Origin of the sequence: Bacillus sp. FSL M7-1020 (assembly GCF_038050415.1) — a bacterium.
GTDB lineage: Bacteria > Bacillota > Bacilli > Bacillales > Bacillaceae_G > Bacillus_A > Bacillus_A toyonensis.
In genome coordinates this window covers 4,670,313-4,691,311 of record NZ_JBBOTW010000001.1, presented here as the reverse complement: position 1 = coordinate 4,691,311, position 20,999 = coordinate 4,670,313, and the positions used below count along the sequence as shown (strand labels likewise).

The following is a 20,999-nucleotide window of genomic DNA, read 5'->3' as shown; positions in this document are numbered from 1 at the left end:
CATAAGTAAGTGGAAATCTTATATGGGAGGCTATAAAGCATGATTGTAACAACAACATCTACAATTCAAGGGAAAGAAATTATTGAGTATATTGATATCGTGAATGGAGAAGCGATTATGGGTGCGAATATTGTTCGTGACCTTTTCGCATCTGTCCGTGACGTTGTCGGCGGCCGTGCAGGCGCTTATGAAAGCAAACTAAAAGAAGCGCGCGACATCGCAATGGAAGAGATGAAAACATTCGCAAGGCAAAAAAATGCGAATGCCATCGTTGGTATTGACGTGGATTACGAAGTAGTTCGCGAAGGAATGCTAATGGTTGCGGTGAGTGGGACTGCTGTCCGTATATAAAGTGAAACTTTAATCAGTGGGGGCATCCCGGCTAGTTATTAGCCATCACAAACTGGGCATTTAATGCCCACAAGTAGCAAGATAAAGTGAAAAGCCGTGCTGGTGCACGGCTTTTTGTTATTGTGATGTCTAATATTATCTTTATGTCGAAGCCGCGATATTTCTTGGGAAATGTGGAAGGCCCCGTCGATATATAGGGAAGACATTAGAGCGCTTCTTTACACCGCTGAATTTGAACTAATAATTTTTCATATTCTTGTTCAAGAAATGTGATGTCATCCTGATGATTGGGTATAGAAATCCGGCTGATGACTTCTGTTAATTTCGTTTGTAATCGCAATAATTCTTGTTCAGTAACGTTTACGGAAGCTTGAGTGGTTCTTTTAATGTATTGCTCGTAATTGCCATAGAATATTCTTGGTTCGCTCTCATCTACTTGTAGAATATGGTCTGCAACAGAACGAATAAAGGCACGGTCATGGCTAATGAAGAGTATAGTGCCAGGATACTCTTGTAACATGTTTTCTAATTCTTCCTGTGTTGTTAAATCTAAATAGTTCGTCGGTTCATCGAGCAGGAGCATATTATAGTTTCCTAAAAATACTTTTGCGAGTGCAACCTTCATTCGTTCACCCCCGCTTAGAACGTGCACAGGTTTATGAACATCTTCACGACGGAATAGAAGCCGGGCAAGTATTGTGCGAACGAATGCTTCTGTATAGTTGGTTTCTTCTAGAACGTTCTCTAAAATGGTTTTATCTGTTTTTAAAATGGATAGTGCTTGTTCAAAGTATCCAATTTTACAACTTTTTGAAAGCTGAATGCCACGTTCGTTTGTGAGAAGCATATTGAACAAAGTTGTTTTGCCACTTCCGTTTGCTCCTAAAATAGCTAATTTTGCACCAGGGGCAATAGTTCCATTCATATTTTTAAATAGTGTGCGGTCGCCTATTTTCTTTGTTGCTTTATTGAACTGTACTGCCACTTTACTATGAATGGGTGTATGGTATTGCACGTCAAACTGAGCCTGAGAAAGATCTTTTGGCTTTTCTTTCTTTTCTAGTTTTTCGAGACGTGTTTCTAATGCTTTGGCTGCTTTGCTAACCTGTTCTTGCCCATGAGCCCCGCTTAACTTATAAAGTTTAGATTCAGATGAACTGAACCGAGTTGGGATTTTTGTCATGCTAGAAGCACGTTGTTTTTTTTGTGAAATTGATTGCTCTAAACGATTTTTTTCTTGTATATATTGCTCATACTCTGCTTGCTTTTGTATTCGTTCACGTTCTTTTTGCTTTCGATAGTTGGAATAGTTTCCTTTATACTCTTGAATCATGCCGTCTTCAATTTCAATGATTTTTGTGCATATATTATCTAAAAAATCACGATCGTGCGATATTAAAACAAGTGCCCCTTTATAAGATAAAAGTGCTTTTTCTAATTGCTCTGTACCAGCCATATCTAAGTGGCTCGTTGGTTCATCAGCGAATAAAATGCCTGCATCTTGTTCGAGAGCATGGGCAATCTTTAGGCGCATTCGTTCGCCGCCGCTCATTGAATTTGCGACGTTTGAAATACTCCATTTTCCTTTTGCAAGAGAAGAAGCGGTTTCCAGTATTGTATCGCTAAGCTGTGGAATGATGGCGATAGAACTATGATGAGTTACTGTCCCTTTGTCAGCTTCTATTTCTTTACTTAATATTTGCAACAACGTAGATTTTCCAGCTCCGTTGACTCCAACGATTCCTATGCGATCGTGTGCGTGAATTTCTAGTGATGGTAACGTAAATATGGTACGGTCACCAAAGCTCTTTTCAATATTACGTGCGAATAAAATAGTCATAAAAAAACCTCCCTAGTTTCACTAGAGAGGATAAACGTCGCCCTTCAATGTAAAAATCGTACATAAATAAACGATTTTTCACATGATCGTCTCGAAAGAAAGTATCGACAAATGGACAGACTAATCCCCTGCTAGTTTTCATCATTTTTGTTCACTATTTGTGATGGATGAAATAAATAAGAGAATTAGAACTTCATTGGTCAAAGTACCTTCCTTTCATAATATTATTTTTATTGTATGCGCATACAAATGGGTTTGTCAAACTTATTTCTGTTGGCTATTTTTAAATTTGCTATTATACAGTTGTGCCTTTGTAAGTGCTTCAGCATCATTTTTGATTTCATCCAATCCATTCCCATCCCCGATAATATACCCTTCAAATGATGAACCAACAAAATCAAAGATATACTGGAATTGAGAAATAAGTGGCAATGCTTTCAGTTTCGGATTGTCTCCGCCAACGATGACGACGTACATTTTTTTACCTTTCATTTTCTCTTTGAAATGAAGAGAGGTATCACGTAAGCTTTGTGACCAGCGATCAACGAAGTTTTTCATATGGCCGCTCATTCCGTACCAGTATAGTGGTGTAGCAAAGATAATCGTGTCGTGCTCTAGCATGCGTTTGGTTAATTGCTCGTAGTCATCATTTACAGGTTGAAATCCTTCAGTATCATGGCGTTGGTCTGTAATAGGGTAAATGGTATGGTCACGTAAATAAATTTGTTCTGCTTTCATTCCATCAATCATCATATATGTTAAGGCTTCCGTATTCCCATTTTGTCTTGAACTGCCGTGTATAACAAACATGCAATCATCCCTTTTCTTTTTCTTGTTTTAGGAGTGAAACGTGTTTTTGTAAATTCGTTTGAATGTTGGAAAGTAATGAGATTTGCCTTGTTACTTCATTGAGCTTATCTTCGTAAAGTGCAAGGATACTGCTGCATGGATTTTCGTATAGATGTGGTTCGATTTCGAGGCAGCGCAGCATTCTTGCGGTTTCTTCTAAATTTAAGCCGAGCTGTAAGTACATTTGGATAAGCTCTACTTTTTCAATGGCACTTTTATCGAAATCACGATAGCCGTTTGTGAGGCGATTTGAAGGGAGCAATCCCTTTTCTTCATAATGTCTTAGTGATCTTTCGCTAACGCCAGTTTCTTTTGATAACTCTCCAATTCGCACTGCATTTCACTCCTTTTACATGTATTGTAAACCTTCACACTAATGTGAAGGTCAACTCTGTTTTTTCGCAAAAGAATCTACATGATTTAAAAACACTTGAATGGCTTTAGATGGAATGAAATATTTGCCACGCACGATGGAGAATGGACGAATTAGTTTTTCAGTTGGAACTTCGACGTGGAATAGTTCTTGGGCTAGTAGTTCTTTCCGCACGGTCCAATCAGAAAGTATAGCGATGCCAAGCCCGGCAGCGACGGCTTCCTTTACACTTTGAATGCTACTAAATGTAAAGAATCGTTTCATTTTTAAATGATGTTGATGAATAAAACGATCGCTATAGGCACGTGTCCCAGAGCCACTTTCTCTTAATACCCATACTTGGTCTTGGAGAGTAGCTTCGTTTATATCCTTGATGTGAAGTAATGGGTGATTTGGAGGGACGACGAGCTTCATTTCATCTTGCATAAACGCTTCAACTTCTACGTCAGCATATACGACTTGCCCCTCTACTAAGCCGATATCAATTTGATTAGAGCGAAGGCTTTGCAAAACTTCTTCTGTATTAGAGATAAGGGTATGAACTTCGACGTGCGGATTTTCATTGGCATAGTTAGCGAGTATTTTGGGAAGTAAGTATTCGCCAATTGTAAAACTAGCACCGATGCGAAGTGTTCCTGTTACAACGTTATGTAATTCGTTAATTTCCTGTTTTGCATCATCATAAAGAGAGAGCATTTGCTTTGCATGTATGTATAATATGTTTCCAGCTTCCGTAACTTGTACATGCTTTGGGGAGCGCTGAATGAGTGTAGTTCCAAATTCATTTTCCAGGTTGCGAATGTGCATGCTTACACCGGGTTGTGAAAGGTTTAAAAGTTCTGCTGCACGAGAGAAATGTTTCTGTTCAACGACAGTCACAAAGATTTTCAAAATGTCGACGTTCATTTGTTAGGCCCCTTTATTTTTGTTTTTATTCTATCATAAGTATTTCTGATGATAGAGATTGAATATTGATATTAAACTTATTATAAAAACTCTCTTATAATGTAAGTAGAAAGAACATGCATGTTCCAATACGATTATTGGGGTGGTACAAGGTGGAACAAACACTTGTTATACAAAAGAAAAAGGGCTTTGGATTTTCGCAAGGTATTGGGATTACATTATTAATCGCCATTGCTGCGAAATATTTAGCGGAGCTTCCATTTTTAAATATTATGGGACAATTAGTAATTGCTATTCTAATTGGGATGATTTGGCGCGCAGCGATTGGAGTCCCTCCAGAAGCGATAGCGGGAACGAACTTTGCGAGTAAGAAGTTGCTTCGCTTTGGGATTATCTTACTTGGAATGCGATTAAATCTGGTTGATATTGCGAAGGCTGGGCCGAAAGTATTGGTCATCGCAGCGGTAGTTATTACATTCACCATTTTCGTTGTATATGGATTGACAAAAGTATTTAAAGTAGAAAAGAAACTTGGGATTTTAACGGCGTGTGGAACGGCGATTTGTGGTGCGGCAGCGGTCGTGGCAATTGCACCACAAGTGAAAGCAAAGGACGATGAAACGGCGGTTGGTGCCGCAATTATTGCTATTTTAGGCACGATATTTACGCTTATTTATACATTATTATATCCAGTGCTTGGCTTATCTCCGTACGGTTACGGTGTATTCTCGGGAGCGACGCTGCATGAAATTGCTCACGTAATTGCGGCTGCGGCACCAGGCGGTAGCACGGCTGTCGACATCGCAGTTATCGTGAAATTAACGCGCGTTGCGATGCTTGTACCAGTAGCGATTTTAATTGGGTTATGGTTTGGTAAGAGCGAGGGAAGCGAAGAAAAGAAATCGTGGAAGGAGCTTCCGATTCCTTGGTTTATATTCGGATTTTTAGCGATGAGTGCGGTGCATTCACTCGGGATTATCCCCGAAGTTGTTGCCGGCTATATTGTAATAATTGCGTACATGCTTATCGCAATGGCGATGGCAGGTCTCGGTTTAAATGTAGAGTTTAAAACGTTCCGTAAGTTAGGAAGCAAAGCATTCGTGGCGGGGCTGATTGGCTCGGTTTGTCTTTCTATTCTTGGATATGTTCTTGTATGGGTATTAGGATTTATGTAGTAGAGGAGAAAGCTGTTCCAAAAGATATTTTGGGACAGCTTTTTCTTATGATTATAGCGCTATGGATTTCAGTATTTGTTAGTAAGTCGATATATTGGGAGAATCGCCGATATAAATGGAGTTGCGCTGATATATTTAGAAAATCGCCGATATAAACTTAACTACTATCGTACTTTGTTAGAGAAGGTGTTCAGTGGAATGTTTTTCTAAAATTTGTAAAATAATCTTTACTTGTAATTGGAAAATATTTATAATTCAAGTAAAGATATCTTTACTTTTGAAGGTGGATCCTATGGGTGTGAAAAATAAAATTAAAGAATTAAGAAAGCAAAATCATATAACACAAGTTGAAATGGCAAAGGTGATGCAGGTAACGCGTCAGACGATTATAGCGATTGAAAATCACCATTACAATCCGAGTCTAGAGTTATCCCTAAAAATCGCCAAATATTTTGGGATGAAGGTGGAGGAAATCTTTACGCTGGAGTAAGGGGAGAGGAAATACATGATAAGTTTGAGAGATTTCAATTAGATTAAACGTTTAAATATATAAGGACTGGTTTTGGGGTATTAATTAGTATGTTATCAATGAGCGTATTAACAAAGACTAGCAAATAGATATATAAAGGGGAAGCGGAATGGGATTACCGGTGTTATGTGTCGCTACAGCTATTTTTGCACTTCTTTGGGGAATGCAAAATTTCTCTCGTAATCCAGTGCCAAGTATTTGTATTATGATTGGTACTGTTGGTTTATCGTATTATTTATTAGTTTCAACTCATTACCATAAAACAGCAACAAGTGTTGTTGTTGTTGTTGTTGTTGTTGTTGGAGCGCTTATTTTATTTTGTGGGCGCGCTGTACAAAAAGGATTATTTCCGTAAAAGCTGTTTATACAATGAGTATAAACAGCTTTTTGTATTTTTTTACAAAAGTCTTGAAAGTTACGTAACGTCATCTTTTATAATGAAGGGGAAGAGGTGATGGCAGTGATTTCAATACAAGAATTGACGAGAGAGACAGGGGTAACAGTACGTACATTACGTTATTATGATCAAATAGATTTATTAAAGCCGAGCGGGAAAACAGAAGGCGGGCATCGTTTATATAGTGAAGCTGACGTAATACGTCTCCAACAAATTTTATTTTTAAAAGAAATGGGATTTTCACTAAAAGAGTCTGCGAATATGTTAGTAAAAGGTGAGCTTAACTTAAAGGATTCGCTTGAAAAACAACTTCGGTTTGTACAGGAAGAACAAAAGAAATTCAATCGAATGGAGCGCGTTTTACAAGCAGTTGTTTATTCGGTGGATGTGGAGGGAGAGCTCGATTGGAAAGTTATGTTTGAACTGATCCAGCTTTCGAAACAGTCTTCTCGTATACGTGAAATATTTCAAAATGAAGTATTTTCAAAGGAAGAACAAAAGTTGCTTCATAATTTGCCAAATATGAGTGAGGAAGATCCCAATGTGTTAGAGTGGGTAGATTTATTAAAGCAATTACGCACTTTTATGAAAGACGGTAAAGAAACTGCAAGTGATGAGGTGCAAGGGGCAATGAAGAGATTAATGCAGAAGTGTTTAGAAATGGCCAATGGTGATGAAGCGTTTTTAGATAAGTTATGGGAAGTTAGAAAATCGAAGGAAGATTCACAGAAAATGAGCATGTATCCAATCGAAGAAGAATTTTTATTATATATGGATGAAGCTTTTCGTATATATGATGAAAAGGAGAAGGATAAATGAGTATACTCGCAGAATATCGTTGGTACTTTTTAATTGGGGCAGAGATTGTATTTTGGTTATCGGCTATCGGTTTCTTTTTACTTCGTTACGGATTCCGTTTGAAGAAGGCAAGCTTTATTATGGGGATTGTACTACTCGTAAATGAAGTGTTCATTTTAACCTTAGGGGTAGTGGACTATTATCAAACAGGAAAGTTTTCTAACTTTCAGATTATTACCGTGATCATTTTATTGTATGCGGTCTTCTACGGGAAAAAGGATTTGAAGAAGCTTGATATATTTGTGCAAAAGTTAGCTGCGAAATGGCGGAATGAACCAGCGCCTGTTATTGAAGAACATATAGAATTAACAGGTATGGCCTATGCAAAGCAGGAAATAAAAAATTGGGTATTACATCTTGTTTTATTCGTTGTTGTGCATACTTTCTTTTTCTTCGCGTATGGGCTTATTCCATTTGAACAATGGGGCAATTGGTTAGAGTCAGGAATCGTTTTAAATAAAACTGCGAGTCGAGTGAGCCAAGTGTGGGCAATTATATTTTTAGTTGATACAGCAATTTCATTTTCATATGTTATTTTTCCGAAGAAGGAGGAAGGGAAAGAAAAGCTACTTTCATAGAGGAAGGTAGCTTTTTCTGGTATACCAATAGTTTGTATAGGAGAGGATGACAGTAGGAAAAGAGCTAGTTTTATATGTCTCTTTAAAATGAGGTTTTAATGAGGGAGTTAGTGTAAATCCTTCCTTTTTCCATATATATTGTCGAAAATTTTACCGAATGTCCGTTCGTTTTTTTAGGTTTTTTATGGGCATTCGTGGTAAAATAATAATACAGATTTTTATGAGGAGGTCGGATTTTACTTGGAACATCAATTTGAAATTATCTCAGCGTATTCCCCGCAAGGTGATCAGCCGGTAGCTATAGAGAAGCTTGTAGAGGGACTTGATAGTGGAAAGAAAAAGCAAGTGTTGCTTGGAGCGACAGGGACGGGTAAGACATTTACGATTTCAAATGTCATTAAAGAAGTACAGAAGCCAACACTTGTGATGGCTCATAATAAAACGTTAGCAGGACAATTATATAGTGAGCTGAAAGATTTTTTTCCGAATAATGCAGTTGAATATTTTGTTAGTTATTACGATTATTATCAGCCAGAAGCGTATGTACCGCAAACGGATACTTTTATAGAAAAGGATGCGCAAATTAATGATGAAATCGATAAATTGCGTCACTCAGCAACGTCTGCATTATTTGAACGGGACGATGTAATTATCGTTGCGAGTGTTTCGTGTATATATGGTTTAGGTTCTCCGGAAGAATACCGCGAGTTAGTTGTTTCACTTCGAGTTGGTATGGAAAAGGACCGCAATCAATTGCTTCGTGAACTTGTTGATGTACAGTACGGACGTAATGATATTGATTTCAAGCGTGGGACATTCCGTGTGCGCGGAGATGTAGTTGAAATCTTCCCGGCATCACTTGACGAGCATTGTATTCGAATTGAATTTTTCGGTGATGAAATCGATCGTATTCGTGAAGTAAATGCGTTAACAGGTGAAGTATTAGCAGAACGTGATCATGTAGCAATCTTCCCAGCATCTCACTTCGTTACACGTGAAGAAAAAATGAAGGTTGCTATTGAAAATATAGAAAAAGAATTAGAAGAGCGTTTAAAAGAATTAAATGATAATGGTAAGTTGTTAGAAGCGCAGCGTATAGAGCAACGTACACGTTATGATTTAGAAATGATGCGCGAGATGGGCTTTTGTTCAGGGATTGAAAACTATTCCCGTCATTTAACACTTCGTCCAGCGGGTGCAACGCCGTATACGTTATTAGACTATTTTCCGAAGGATTTCTTAATTGTTATGGATGAGTCGCACGTATCAGTGCCGCAAGTAAGAGCAATGTATAACGGGGACCAAGCACGTAAGCAAGTACTTGTGGATCATGGATTCCGTCTGCCATCAGCTTTAGATAATAGACCGCTCACGTTCGATGAGTTTGAAGAGAAAACGAATCAAGTTATTTACGTTTCGGCAACGCCAGGACCATACGAATTAGAGCAGTCACCGGAGGTAATAGAACAAATTATTCGTCCAACAGGGCTTTTAGATCCACCAATTGATATACGACCAATTGAAGGTCAAATTGACGATTTATTAGGAGAAATTCAAGATCGCATTGCAAAAAATGAACGTGTATTAATTACGACTTTAACGAAAAAAATGTCAGAGGATTTAACGGATTACTTAAAAGATGTAGGAATTAAAGTGAACTATCTTCACTCTGAAATTAAAACGTTAGAACGTATTGAAATTATCCGTGACCTTCGCCTTGGTAAGTTTGATGTACTTGTCGGTATTAACTTATTACGAGAAGGATTAGATATTCCAGAAGTATCACTTGTAGCTATTTTAGATGCAGATAAGGAAGGATTCTTGCGTTCAGAACGTTCGTTAATTCAAACGATTGGTCGTGCGGCGCGTAATGAAAACGGCCGCGTTATTATGTACGCAGATCGCATAACGAGATCGATGGGAATTGCAATTGAAGAAACGCAGCGTCGTCGTACTATACAAGAAGCTTACAATGAAGAGCATGGTATCACGCCGAAAACGATTCAAAAAGGCGTTCGTGATGTAATCCGTGCAACGACAGCGGCCGAAGAACCGGAAACATATGAAGCAACTCCTGCTAAGAAGATGACGAAGAAAGAACGTGAGAAAACAATCGCTAAGATCGAAGCAGAGATGAAAGAAGCAGCAAAAGCGTTAGACTTCGAGCGTGCAGCTGAATTAAGAGATTTACTATTAGAATTAAAAGCGGAAGGGTGAAAAGAGTGAGCATGAGCAAGGATTTTATCGTTGTAAAAGGTGCTAGAGCACATAACTTAAAAAATATTGATGTAACCATTCCGAGAAATCAGCTTGTTGTTGTAACGGGATTGTCTGGTTCAGGGAAATCATCATTAGCGTTTGATACAATTTATGCAGAAGGGCAGCGCAGATATGTAGAATCGTTATCTGCGTATGCACGCCAATTTTTAGGACAAATGGATAAACCGGATGTCGATACGATTGAAGGGTTGTCACCAGCGATTTCGATTGATCAAAAAACAACGAGTCGTAATCCACGTTCAACTGTCGGGACAGTGACGGAGATTTATGATTATTTACGTTTATTATTCGCACGAATTGGTACGCCGATTTGTCCAAATCACGGAATTGAAATTACATCACAAACAGTGGAACAGATGGTAGACCGTGTTCTTGAATATCCTGAACGTACGAAATTACAAGTGTTAGCTCCTATCGTGTCTGGACGTAAAGGTGCACATGTGAAAGTACTTGAAGATATTAAGAAGCAAGGGTATGTTCGTGTACGTGTTGATGGTGAAATGCTAGATGTGTCAGAAGAGATTACGTTAGATAAAAATAAAAAGCATTCTATTGAAGTTGTAATTGACCGTATTGTTGTAAAGGAAGGAATTGCGAGTCGTCTTGCGGATTCTCTTGAAAGTGCATTAAAGCTTGGCGGGGGACGAGTGTTAATCGATGTTATGGGAGAAGAGGAACTTCTATTTAGTGAACATCATGCATGTCCGCATTGTGGTTTTTCAATTGGTGAATTAGAGCCACGTATGTTCTCATTCAACAGTCCGTTCGGTGCATGTCCTTCTTGTGATGGACTTGGCTCAAAGTTAGAGGTAGATTTAGAGCTTGTCATTCCGAACTGGGATTTAACATTAAATGAACATGCGATTGCTCCTTGGGAACCGACAAGTTCACAATATTACCCACAACTTTTACAATCTGTGTGTAATCATTACGGCGTTGACATGGATATGTCTGTGAAAGATATACCGAAAGATTTATTTGATAAAGTGTTGTACGGGAGCGGTGAAGAGAAAGTTTATTTCCGCTATGTAAATGAATTTGGTCAAGTAAAGGAAAATGAGATTTTATTTGAAGGTGTTATTCCGAATATAGAGCGTCGTTATCGTGAGACGAGTTCTGATTATGTTCGTGAACAAATGGAGAAATATATGGCGGAGCAAGCTTGTCCGAAGTGTAAAGGCGGACGCTTAAAGCCTGAGAGTTTAGCTGTTTTCGTTGGTGATAAAACGATTGCTGACGTAACGAAATATTCTGTTCAAGAAGTACAGGAATTCTTCTCAAATGTTGAGTTAACGGAGAAACAACAAAAAATTGCTCATTTAATTTTAAGAGAAATTCAAGAACGTGTAGGTTTCTTAGTAAACGTTGGCTTAGATTATTTAACGTTAAGTCGTGCGGCTGGTACTTTATCAGGTGGTGAGGCACAACGTATTCGCCTAGCAACACAAATTGGTTCTCGACTCACTGGCGTACTTTACATCCTTGATGAGCCTTCTATCGGTTTACATCAGCGCGATAATGATCGTCTTATTCGTACATTGCAGGAAATGCGTGACTTAGGAAATACGTTAATTGTTGTTGAGCATGATGAAGATACGATGATGGCTGCTGATTATTTACTTGATATCGGACCTGGTGCAGGTATTCATGGTGGTCAAGTTGTATCAGCAGGTACACCAGCTGAAGTTATGCAAGATGAGAATTCGTTAACAGGAAAATATTTAAGCGGTAAAGAGTTTATTCCAGTTCCACTTGAAAGACGTAAAGGTGACGGACGTAAAGTGGAGATTGTCGGTGCAAAAGAGAATAACTTAAAGAATGCGAAGATGTCATTCCCACTTGGTACGTTTGTAGCGGTAACGGGTGTATCTGGATCAGGTAAAAGTACGATGATTAATGAAGTATTATATAAATCGTTAGCGCAAAAGTTATATAAAGCGAAAGCGAAGCCAGGTGCTCATAAAGAGATTAAAGGTCTTGAGCATTTAGATAAAGTAATTGATATTGATCAATCGCCAATCGGTCGTACACCACGTTCTAACCCAGCGACGTATACAGGTGTATTCGATGATATTCGTGATGTGTTTGCTCAAACGAATGAAGCGAAAGTGCGCGGATATCAAAAAGGACGTTTTAGCTTTAATGTGAAAGGCGGACGTTGTGAAGCGTGCCGTGGTGATGGAATTATTAAAATCGAAATGCACTTCTTACCAGACGTATACGTGCCGTGTGAAGTTTGTCATGGTAAACGTTACAACCGTGAAACGTTAGAAGTGAAATATAAAGATAAGAACATTTCTGAAGTATTAGGAATGACAATTGAAGATGGGGTAGAGTTCTTCGCTAATATCCCAAAAATTAAGCGTAAACTTCAAACGCTTGTAGACGTTGGGCTAGGTTATATGAAATTAGGACAGCCGGCAACGACGTTATCAGGTGGTGAAGCACAGCGCGTGAAATTAGCCTCTGAATTACACCGTCGTTCTACAGGGCGTACGTTATACATTTTAGACGAACCAACGACGGGTTTACATGCACATGATATTGCACGTCTTCTAGAAGTGTTGCAACGTCTTGTAGAGAGTGGTGAGACGGTACTTGTAATTGAACATAATTTAGATGTAATTAAAACAGCTGATTATATCGTTGACCTTGGACCAGAGGGCGGGGACAAAGGTGGACAAATCGTCGCTTCTGGAACGCCAGAGCAAGTAGTAAAAGAAGAACGCTCGTATACAGGTAAGTATTTAAAAGAGATTTTAAATCGTGATAAAGCAAGAATGAAAGAGAAAATAAAAGAAGTAGAGCTATCGCAATAAGTTTATTACGAAAAACCGAGTGGAAATGACACTCGGTTTTTCGTTCATAGGGGGAGAAAATGGAGTTTATAGATATTTTAAGAAAGAAAAATATGAAGGTAAGAGAGTTTCAAAATTGGGGTGTTTATTTTCGCAAGCGCTGGGAGGAGCATTTTGCAAACCATTTAAGTGATGAAGAAAAAGAAGACATTTTCCTTTATGGAGATAAGTATGGCTGTGGGTATCTTGGCACATATTTAGTTATGAGAAGAAGAAGTGTTTAGAGGGGAAAGAAGCGGAGAACGCGTTTCATAATGAAGTGAAAAAGGAGTGCTGTATCTTCTATCAACACTGTAATGATGTACTACTAATAAAAGATGCGAGTTTATTAAGTATGGATGATATATTACGTGAAACAGATGATATGTATAAAGGTGATATATATATTGTAGATAAAGATTTCACTTGGACTTTTGTAAAAACTCATGAACATAGATGGTGTGGTCCTTATTTTACTAGGAGATGTTAGTAGGTATACAAGCATGAAGGGGAGAATAAGTTGATATACGTGTTTGTATGATACTTGCGTTTATTGTCTATTAGCGTATGATGAAATATATATGTCAAAAGGATGTGTAAGAAAATGAGATGGATTGTATCACTTCTTGTAAATAGCGTTGTGTTAATCGCTGTATCGGGACTTTTAAAAGGGATTGCACCAGACGCGTTTTACGTAGCAAATATACAAACTGCAATTATTGCGAGTATTATATTGGCGGTTTTAAATGTGTTTGTAAAACCATTTTTAATTTTAATTACGCTACCAATTACTGTTGTAACGTTCGGGTTCTTCTTAATTGTTATTAATGCGATTACGTTAAAAATAACAGATTCATTATTAGGAGATGCTTTTAATATAACAGGGTTTGGCGTAGCAATTATTGCGGCAATTTGTATTTCTATTTTTAATATGATAATTGAAAAGGCAATTGTTGAACCGTTATATGAAAAAAAGAGAAAATGACAAAAAGAAAAACATTTCATCATTCGTATGAAATGTTTTTTTCTATTTATGAGAAACCGTATTTCTTGTTTCCAGAAAAAAATGGTACAATATCCGGTAGAATGGAATTTTACATCAAACGAGACTGAACCCGCAGCGGAGTGGAGGTTTATACATATGCCAAAAGTAAGGACAAAAGATTTAATTGAACAATTTCAATTGGAGTTAATAAGTGGTGAAGAAGGAATTCATCGTCCGATTGATACAAGTGATTTATCACGACCTGGAATTGAAATGGCAGGATTCTTTACATATTATCCAGCTGATCGCGTGCAGCTTCTTGGAAAAACGGAGCTTACGTTCTTTGATACGTTAACGACAGAGCAAAAACAAGAGAGAATGAAAGCGCTTTGTACCGAGGAGACGCCATGTATTATTATAACTCGTAATCAAGATGTACCAGATGAGTTATTACAAGCATCACGTGAATCAGGCATGCCTTTATTACGTTCTTCTCAAACGACAACGAGATTATCAAGTCGTTTAACAAATTATTTAGAAGGTAAGTTAGCACCAACAACTGCTGTTCATGGTGTATTAGTAGATATTTACGGTGTTGGTGTTTTAATTACAGGTCAAAGTGGTGTTGGTAAAAGTGAGACAGCTCTTGAACTTGTGAAGCGTGGCCATCGCCTTGTTGCGGATGATAGTGTAGAAATTCGCCAAGAAGATGAAGACACATTAGTAGGAAGCTCACCAGATTTAATTGAGCATTTATTAGAAATTCGTGGTCTAGGCATTATTAACGTTATGACGTTATTCGGTGCAGGGGCAGTGCGAAATTATAAGCGTATTACACTTGTTATTAATCTTGAAATTTGGGATCAAAAGAAAAATTATGATCGCTTAGGTCTTGATGAAGAGAAGATGAAGATTATTGATACAGAACTTACGAAGATTACACTTCCAGTTCGCCCTGGTCGAAACTTGGCTGTTATTATTGAAGTAGCAGCAATGAACTTCCGTTTAAAACGTATGGGAGTGAATGCGGCACAACAGTTTTCTGAACGATTAATGAGTGCGATTGAGTTAGGGAATCAGGAGTAAACATTGGAGAGGGAGGTCATACATATGCTGTTAGGTTCTGTACCACAGCTTGACCGCGTAGCCATCCAACTTGGGCCGTTTCCTGTTTATTGGTATGGGATTATTATCGGTACAGGTGTGCTATTAGGTCTTTGGCTAGCAACTCGTGAGGGAGAAAGGCTAGGTATTCCAAAAGATACATTTGTTGACCTTGTATTAATTGCAGTACCGATCGCTATTCTATTTGCGAGAATGTACTATGTTATTTTTGAATGGGAATATTACGCGCAAAATCCGAGTCAAATTATTAATATTCGTCAAGGTGGCTTGGCGATTCATGGTGGTTTAATCGGGGCTGTTATTACAGGTATTCTTTTTGCAAAACGACGCGGGCTTTCATTCTGGAAGTTGGCGGATATTGCTGCGCCGAGTATTTTATTAGGACAAGCAATTGGCCGATGGGGAAACTTTATGAACCAAGAGGCGCATGGTGATGAAGTAACGAGACAGTTTTTAGAAGGTCTTCATTTACCAGATTTCATTATTAATCAAATGTATATCGAGGGTGTGTATTATCACCCGACGTTTTTATATGAATCATTATGGAATTTTGCAGGTGTCATTTTATTACTCGCACTACGAAAAGTGAATTTACGACGCGGGGAATTATTCTTTACATATTTAATTTGGTATTCAGTAGGGCGCTTCTTCGTAGAAGGCTTACGTACAGATAGTTTAATGCTAGGACCACTTCGTATTGCACAAGTAATGTCAATTGGACTTGTTGTTATTTCTATTATTTTCATTATTGTGAGACGAAAAATGGGGCAAGCTGATAAAAGATATTCAGAAAATTAGAGACAAGTAGCATCTTATTATAAGATGCTGCTTCTTTCATATTCAGGAAAGCGAAAGGACTAGGGCGATGCAAATAAATACAGTGTTATTTGATTTAGATGGAACTTTAATTAATACAAACGAACTTATTATTTCTTCTTTTTTACACACTTTAAATACATATTATCCAGATCAATATAAGCGTGAAGATGTGCTGCCATTTATCGGTCCATCTTTGCATGATACTTTCAGCAAGATTGATGAAAATAAAGTTGAAGAGATGATTACATGTTATCGTCAATTTAACCATGAGCATCATGATGAATTAGTAGAAGAATATGAAACTGTATACGAAACAGTTCAAGAGTTGAAAAAACAAGGTTATAAAGTTGGTATTGTTACAACGAAAGCGAGACAAACCGTTGAGATGGGATTAAAGTTGTCAAAGCTTGATGAGTTTTTTGATGTTGTCGTGACAATTGATGATGTGGAACATGTGAAGCCACATCCAGAACCACTTCAAAAAGCGCTCGAGTTATTAAATGCGAAACCAGGAGAAACAGTGATGGTTGGGGATAATCACCATGATATTGTCGGCGGACAAAATGCGGGTACGAAAACAGCTGCGGTTTCATGGACGTTGAAAGGTAGAGCGTATCTAGAATCTTACAAACCAGACTTTATGCTAGATAAAATGAGTGATTTACTGCCGATTTTGTCCGGTATTAACCGATCATAAGTAGAGGAGAGGATTAAGTGCGACGGACAACGCGCTATCCTGTTTCAGGAGAGAATTCATTATGGAATGTGTATAAAACCGTGTCTTTTTGGAAGGTAATGAAAAACTTTATTATTATTCAAATTGCACGTTACACACCATTTTTATCTGTGAAGAATTGGTTATATCGTACGTTTTTAGGAATGAAAGTAGGAGAAAAAACATCATTTGCACTTATGGTTATGCCCGATATTATGTTTCCCGAAAAAATCACTGTGGGTGACAATTCAATTATCGGATACAATACAACGCTTTTAGCGCATGAATATTTGATTCGTGAATATCGACTTGGAGAGATTGTCATAGGAAATGAAGTGATGATTGGAGCGAACACGACAATCTTACCGGGGGTAAGGATTGGAGATAGCGCCATTGTTTCGGCTGGAACACTTGTCCATAAAGATGTACCGAGCGGCGCTTTCGTAGGTGGAAATCCAATGCGTATTATTTATACGAAAGAGGAAATGGCGGCTCGAGAAGGTTGATGCTAAAAATGTAACATTTCTTTTCTTTTTTTATGAATAAAAAGGAAATAATTGAGTATAATATACTGTTTTGTTTTTTACGGAATCGTTTATACTTATAGATAGAAGAATGTGTGAGCGAAGAAAACAAAAAACTGGAGGATATATGGGGAAAAATCAAAGGATATATAAGGAGAACGGACAAGTTATCTCTTTTAACCAATTAGCGGACTTCTTTTATAAAAAAGGGATGAGGGCTTACAAAGGGCAAAAATTGCAAGATGCAATTAAATATTTTCGAAGAGCGGCACAAAGCGAGAAGGAGCCGTTTATTTTATGCCAATTAGCAATAGCGTTATCTGAGGCTGGTGAATACCAAGAGTCGAATCAGATATTTCTAAAGCTTGCTAGATCCAACCCTGAACTTGAACAATGCTATTATTTTATTGCAAATAATTATGCATATATGGGTTTATTTCAACAAGCGAAGAAGTATGCGGATCGATATTTAGAAGTTGCGAAAGAGAAGGAATTTGTAGAAGATACATTAGAATTGCTTGAGATTATGGAAGAAGAAGCAATGGGTGCGGAAGAGATTGAGGATGAAGATGATTTAATTGTTATGCAAGAAGAGGCAAATCGTTATATTCGTAATGGACAATTAGAAGAAGCAATTGCTACATTAGAAATTGTTACGAAAGATTATCCGGAATTTTGGTCGGGTCATAATAATTTAGCCATCGCACATTTTCAATCTGGTAATGTAGACAAAGCGTTGAAATTAACGGAAATGATTTTAGAGAAAAATCCTGGTAATATACATGCGCTTTGTAATACGCTTATTTTTCTATATTCAATTGGGGAACATAAACAAGTAGAAGCATTAGCGGGACAGCTAGTTTCAGTATATCCGATTTCATTTGAACATCGTTTGAAACTTGGAACGACCCTTGCAACAATTGGTTATTTCGAGCATGCATATAAGTGGTTCAAAGTATTAAAGCGTCAAGGATATGAGGGAGACGTAAGTTTTTATTATTGGTTTGCGTATTCTGCGTATATGGTGAAAAATCAGCAAGTAGCTGAAAAAATGTGGCAACATGTAGTAGAATTGCACCCTGATAAAAAAGGAAAAGAGCCGTGGAACGCACTAAATTTAGCGGATGAAGGGCAAAACGTGTTGTTTGAAGAATTACAAAAGTCATTTCAGCAAAGTGCGACGCTAGAGGAGCAAATGCTAGCTTTATATTTAATGAATGAATTGTCAACACCAGAGAAGGTCGGATTCTTTTTTGATGTAACGCAAGTGAAAAATGGTGTTCCAATTGTATCGCAACTTGCAAAGTATTTCTTTTTACTTAATAGTCATAAAGGTATTCCTGCTGATTTACAGCAATTTGAACAATGCGCGCGAATCGCGGACGCATTATATAATTATACGAAAAAGGACGATGAACTAATCGAAGAGTGTTTACACTTTTGGTTTTGTACGTTCATACGTTTATATACATCCGGGTCTGTTTTTACAAACGTGTACGGTTGGTCGGCGGCAATTGAATATATTGTGCGCGGCGAACAAGGAAATAAGATGACACAGTCGGAGCTTGGAGATGTATATAATGTATCTGTAGCGACTGTTCGAAAGTATGTGCAAGCTGTTAAGCGTACGCACACATAGTATAAGCAAATCATTGGGAAAAAAATGATGCTAACAGTATAATGAGGGTAACTTAATTGTGTAGGAATGGATAGGAGTGAATGGTGTGTCAGAAGAAAAAATTTATGATGTCATTATTATTGGTGCAGGACCAGCTGGTATGACAGCTGCAGTATATACATCTCGTGCGAATTTAAGCACATTAATGCTTGAGCGTGGTATTCCAGGTGGCCAAATGGCAAACACAGAAGATGTAGAAAATTATCCAGGTTATGAGTCTATTTTAGGACCGGACTTATCAAATAAAATGTTCGAGCATGCGAAGAAATTTGGTGCTGAATATGCATATGGTGATGTGAAAGCAGTCATCGATGGTAAAGAATATAAAACAATTATTGCTGGTAAAAAAGAATATAAAGCACGTGCAATTATCGTTGCAAGCGGTGCAGAATATAAAAAAATTGGTGTGCCAGGTGAAACAGAGCTTGGCGGCCGCGGTGTATCATATTGTGCAGTATGTGATGGGGCATTCTTTAAAGGAAAAGAACTCGTTGTTATTGGAGGCGGAGATTCAGCTGTTGAAGAGGGTGTGTTCTTAACGCGCTTCGCATCAAAAGTAACAATCGTTCACCGTCGTGATACTCTTCGTGCACAGAAAATTTTACAAGATCGTGCATTCCAAAACGAGAAAGTGGATTTCATTTGGAATCACACTATAAAAGAAATTAATGATGCAAATGGTAAAGTAGGAAGTGTAACACTTGTAGACGTAAATAGTGGAGAAGAGAAAGAAGTAAAAACTGATGGCGTTTTCGTATACATCGGTATGTTACCTTTATCAAAACCATTTGTTGAACTAGGTATTACAAATGAAAATGGTTACCTTGAAACGAACGAGCGTATGGAAACGAAAGTTCCTGGTATTTTCGCAGCAGGTGATGTTCGTGAAAAAATGCTTCGTCAAATTGTAACGGCAACAGGTGACGGTAGTATTGCTGCACAAAGTGCACAACATTACGTAGAAGAATTATTAGAGGAATTAAAAACTGTAACAGAAAAATAAGGGGTAATACTCCTTTTGAGAAGAAAGCTACCGATAGGAGCTTTCTTTTTTTATGTAAAAATGTCAAAGTTTTGTCAAAAACAATTAGGATTATAAGCTTTCTTATTGATATACTGGACTTTACGGAAAAAATCACTATAAGAAATGAGGAATTTATTCAGTATGGAATGGCGTAATATATATCGTGGATTTTGTATGGGAGTTAGTGATTTAATTCCTGGTGTGAGCGGCGGTACAATCGCTGTAGTGTTAGGGATTTATGAACAATTGCTTGCGGCAATTAGCGGGTTCTTTAGTCGTGAATGGAAAAAACATTTAGGATTTTTAATTCCCCTTGCAGCTGGTGTGGCGGCAGCGTTTTTAACGTTAAGTCACGTTATTAAATATTTACTTGCAAATCATTATGAACCGACTCAATTTTTCTTCCTCGGTTTAATTATTAGTATATTACCGATGTTAATGAGAGAAGCTGATGCAAAGGCGACGTTTAAAGGTAAGCACATCGCTTTATTAATAATTGCAGCTATTCTTGTTGCGATAACAGCGTTCTTTAAGCCAGATAAGGCAGCAGATCCAATTACGACGTTAACAATTTTAAATGCAATCGGTTTATTTTTCGCAGGATGGATGGCTAGTATGGCTATGCTCCTTCCTGGAATTAGCGGATCGTTTATTTTATTAATTATTGGTGTTTATCCAACGGCAATTAACGCTTTAACTACACTTAATTTACCATTAATTATGGTTATTGGTGCTGGTGTTATGGTCGGATTTGTTGTAAGTAGTAAAGGAATTAGCTTTTTATTAGATCGTTATAAAAATATGACATTTGCAGTAATTATTGGACTTGTTATCGGTTCGATTGTAATTGTTTTCCCTGGTATTCCAACTGGCGGATTTTCAATTGTAAGTTCGATCATTACCTTCATTTTAGGATTTACGATTGTTACTTATTTCGGTAAGAAATAAAGAATGTAATCCCCTTAGCGATAAAAATCGTTAAGGGGATTTTTATGTGTGATTCATTGTAATTGCAAGCATTTAGATTGCTTGTTATAGAAAGCTTTTTTACAATTGTTGAGGACTATGTGTTTAGCGAAAGAGGACTGGCTCCTTCGTTGTAGCAAACTGTTTTTGATAGTATAATGAAATGAGTATGCAGTGATAAATTTTGCTG

At 37.7% G+C, this 20,999-nt stretch carries 20 protein-coding genes and 1 pseudogene; 17 read left to right on the top strand and 4 right to left on the bottom strand.

Features of this window, described 5'->3' with window-relative positions; translation table 11 throughout:
- Positions 1 to 39: 39 nt before the first annotated feature.
- Entirely contained in the window at positions 40 to 351 is a 312-nt protein-coding gene (locus tag MHB70_RS24275; RefSeq protein WP_000637523.1) for a heavy metal-binding domain-containing protein, read from the top strand.
- Between the two features lie 205 nt (positions 352 to 556).
- On the opposite strand, the gene abc-f is transcribed toward MHB70_RS24275, so the two are convergent.
- The 4 genes from abc-f to MHB70_RS24255 all read right to left on the bottom strand — a co-directional run bounded on the left by abc-f (position 557) and on the right by MHB70_RS24255 (position 4,319).
- Complete coding sequence (gene abc-f / locus MHB70_RS24270) at positions 557 to 2,191, bottom strand: ribosomal protection-like ABC-F family protein (protein ID WP_000153742.1); 1,635 nt, start codon at positions 2,189 to 2,191, stop codon at positions 557 to 559.
- 264 nt (positions 2,192 to 2,455) lie between these two features.
- The gene (locus tag MHB70_RS24265; RefSeq protein ID WP_000497644.1) at positions 2,456 to 3,001 is read right to left on the bottom strand and encodes a flavodoxin family protein; all 546 of its coding nucleotides are present in this window, start codon (positions 2,999 to 3,001) and stop codon (positions 2,456 to 2,458) included.
- Between the two features lie 4 nt (positions 3,002 to 3,005).
- Positions 3,006 to 3,374 carry a MerR family transcriptional regulator gene (locus tag MHB70_RS24260; RefSeq protein WP_001219224.1) on the bottom strand — a complete coding sequence of 123 codons (369 nt, stop codon included), beginning with the start codon at positions 3,372 to 3,374 and terminating at the stop codon, positions 3,006 to 3,008.
- A gap of 51 nt (positions 3,375 to 3,425) precedes the next feature.
- Complete coding sequence (locus MHB70_RS24255; RefSeq protein ID WP_001099968.1) at positions 3,426 to 4,319, bottom strand: LysR family transcriptional regulator; 894 nt, start codon at positions 4,317 to 4,319, stop codon at positions 3,426 to 3,428.
- 152 nt (positions 4,320 to 4,471) lie between these two features.
- Between MHB70_RS24255 and MHB70_RS24250 the strand changes: the two genes are divergently transcribed.
- The 16 genes and pseudogenes from MHB70_RS24250 to MHB70_RS24175 all read left to right on the top strand — a co-directional run bounded on the left by MHB70_RS24250 (position 4,472) and on the right by MHB70_RS24175 (position 20,791).
- Positions 4,472 to 5,494: a YeiH family protein gene (locus MHB70_RS24250; RefSeq protein WP_000438410.1), complete on the top strand. Its 1,023-nt coding sequence runs from the start codon at positions 4,472 to 4,474 to the stop codon at positions 5,492 to 5,494.
- Positions 5,495 to 5,786: 292 nt separating this feature from the next.
- Positions 5,787 to 5,984: a helix-turn-helix transcriptional regulator gene (locus tag MHB70_RS24245; RefSeq protein WP_000538368.1), complete on the top strand. Its 198-nt coding sequence runs from the start codon at positions 5,787 to 5,789 to the stop codon at positions 5,982 to 5,984.
- Between the two features lie 148 nt (positions 5,985 to 6,132).
- Entirely contained in the window at positions 6,133 to 6,378 is a 246-nt protein-coding gene (locus tag MHB70_RS24240) for a hypothetical protein (RefSeq protein WP_061530592.1), read from the top strand.
- A 99-nt stretch (positions 6,379 to 6,477) separates the two neighbouring features.
- Complete coding sequence (locus tag MHB70_RS24235; RefSeq protein ID WP_000268449.1) at positions 6,478 to 7,239, top strand: MerR family transcriptional regulator; 762 nt, start codon at positions 6,478 to 6,480, stop codon at positions 7,237 to 7,239.
- On the top strand, positions 7,236 to 7,856 hold the full coding sequence (locus MHB70_RS24230; RefSeq protein WP_000025214.1) for a hypothetical protein: 621 nt from the start codon (positions 7,236 to 7,238) through the stop codon (positions 7,854 to 7,856). Before MHB70_RS24235 ends, MHB70_RS24230 begins: the two co-directional genes overlap by 4 nt.
- Before the next feature lie 240 nt (positions 7,857 to 8,096).
- On the top strand, positions 8,097 to 10,073 hold the full coding sequence (gene uvrB / locus MHB70_RS24225; RefSeq protein WP_000401002.1) for an excinuclease ABC subunit B: 1,977 nt from the start codon (positions 8,097 to 8,099) through the stop codon (positions 10,071 to 10,073).
- A gap of 11 nt (positions 10,074 to 10,084) precedes the next feature.
- Positions 10,085 to 12,955: an excinuclease ABC subunit UvrA gene (uvrA, locus tag MHB70_RS24220; protein ID WP_000030985.1), complete on the top strand. Its 2,871-nt coding sequence runs from the start codon at positions 10,085 to 10,087 to the stop codon at positions 12,953 to 12,955.
- Between the two features lie 59 nt (positions 12,956 to 13,014).
- A pseudogene (locus MHB70_RS24215) lies at positions 13,015 to 13,463 on the top strand (DUF4275 family protein).
- Between the two features lie 114 nt (positions 13,464 to 13,577).
- Complete coding sequence (locus MHB70_RS24210; RefSeq protein WP_001267312.1) at positions 13,578 to 13,958, top strand: phage holin family protein; 381 nt, start codon at positions 13,578 to 13,580, stop codon at positions 13,956 to 13,958.
- Positions 13,959 to 14,114: 156 nt separating this feature from the next.
- Positions 14,115 to 15,044 (top strand): HPr(Ser) kinase/phosphatase, encoded by a 930-nt coding sequence (gene hprK / locus MHB70_RS24205; RefSeq protein WP_001127251.1) that lies wholly within the window; start codon positions 14,115 to 14,117, stop codon positions 15,042 to 15,044.
- A 24-nt stretch (positions 15,045 to 15,068) separates the two neighbouring features.
- Positions 15,069 to 15,881: a prolipoprotein diacylglyceryl transferase gene (gene lgt / locus MHB70_RS24200; protein ID WP_000924230.1), complete on the top strand. Its 813-nt coding sequence runs from the start codon at positions 15,069 to 15,071 to the stop codon at positions 15,879 to 15,881.
- Positions 15,882 to 15,948: 67 nt separating this feature from the next.
- Positions 15,949 to 16,599 (top strand): pyrophosphatase PpaX, encoded by a 651-nt coding sequence (gene ppaX / locus MHB70_RS24195; RefSeq protein WP_001166732.1) that lies wholly within the window; start codon positions 15,949 to 15,951, stop codon positions 16,597 to 16,599.
- Between the two features lie 17 nt (positions 16,600 to 16,616).
- On the top strand, positions 16,617 to 17,123 hold the full coding sequence (locus MHB70_RS24190; RefSeq protein WP_001255056.1) for an acyltransferase: 507 nt from the start codon (positions 16,617 to 16,619) through the stop codon (positions 17,121 to 17,123).
- Between the two features lie 145 nt (positions 17,124 to 17,268).
- Complete coding sequence (locus MHB70_RS24185) at positions 17,269 to 18,780, top strand: tetratricopeptide repeat protein (RefSeq protein WP_000517711.1); 1,512 nt, start codon at positions 17,269 to 17,271, stop codon at positions 18,778 to 18,780.
- Between the two features lie 85 nt (positions 18,781 to 18,865).
- Positions 18,866 to 19,822, top strand: coding sequence for a thioredoxin-disulfide reductase (gene trxB / locus MHB70_RS24180; protein WP_001288066.1), 957 nt, complete (start codon positions 18,866 to 18,868; stop codon positions 19,820 to 19,822).
- Between the two features lie 162 nt (positions 19,823 to 19,984).
- The gene (locus MHB70_RS24175; RefSeq protein ID WP_000455191.1) at positions 19,985 to 20,791 is read left to right on the top strand and encodes a DUF368 domain-containing protein; all 807 of its coding nucleotides are present in this window, start codon (positions 19,985 to 19,987) and stop codon (positions 20,789 to 20,791) included.
- The last annotated feature ends 208 nt before the right edge of the window (positions 20,792 to 20,999 follow it).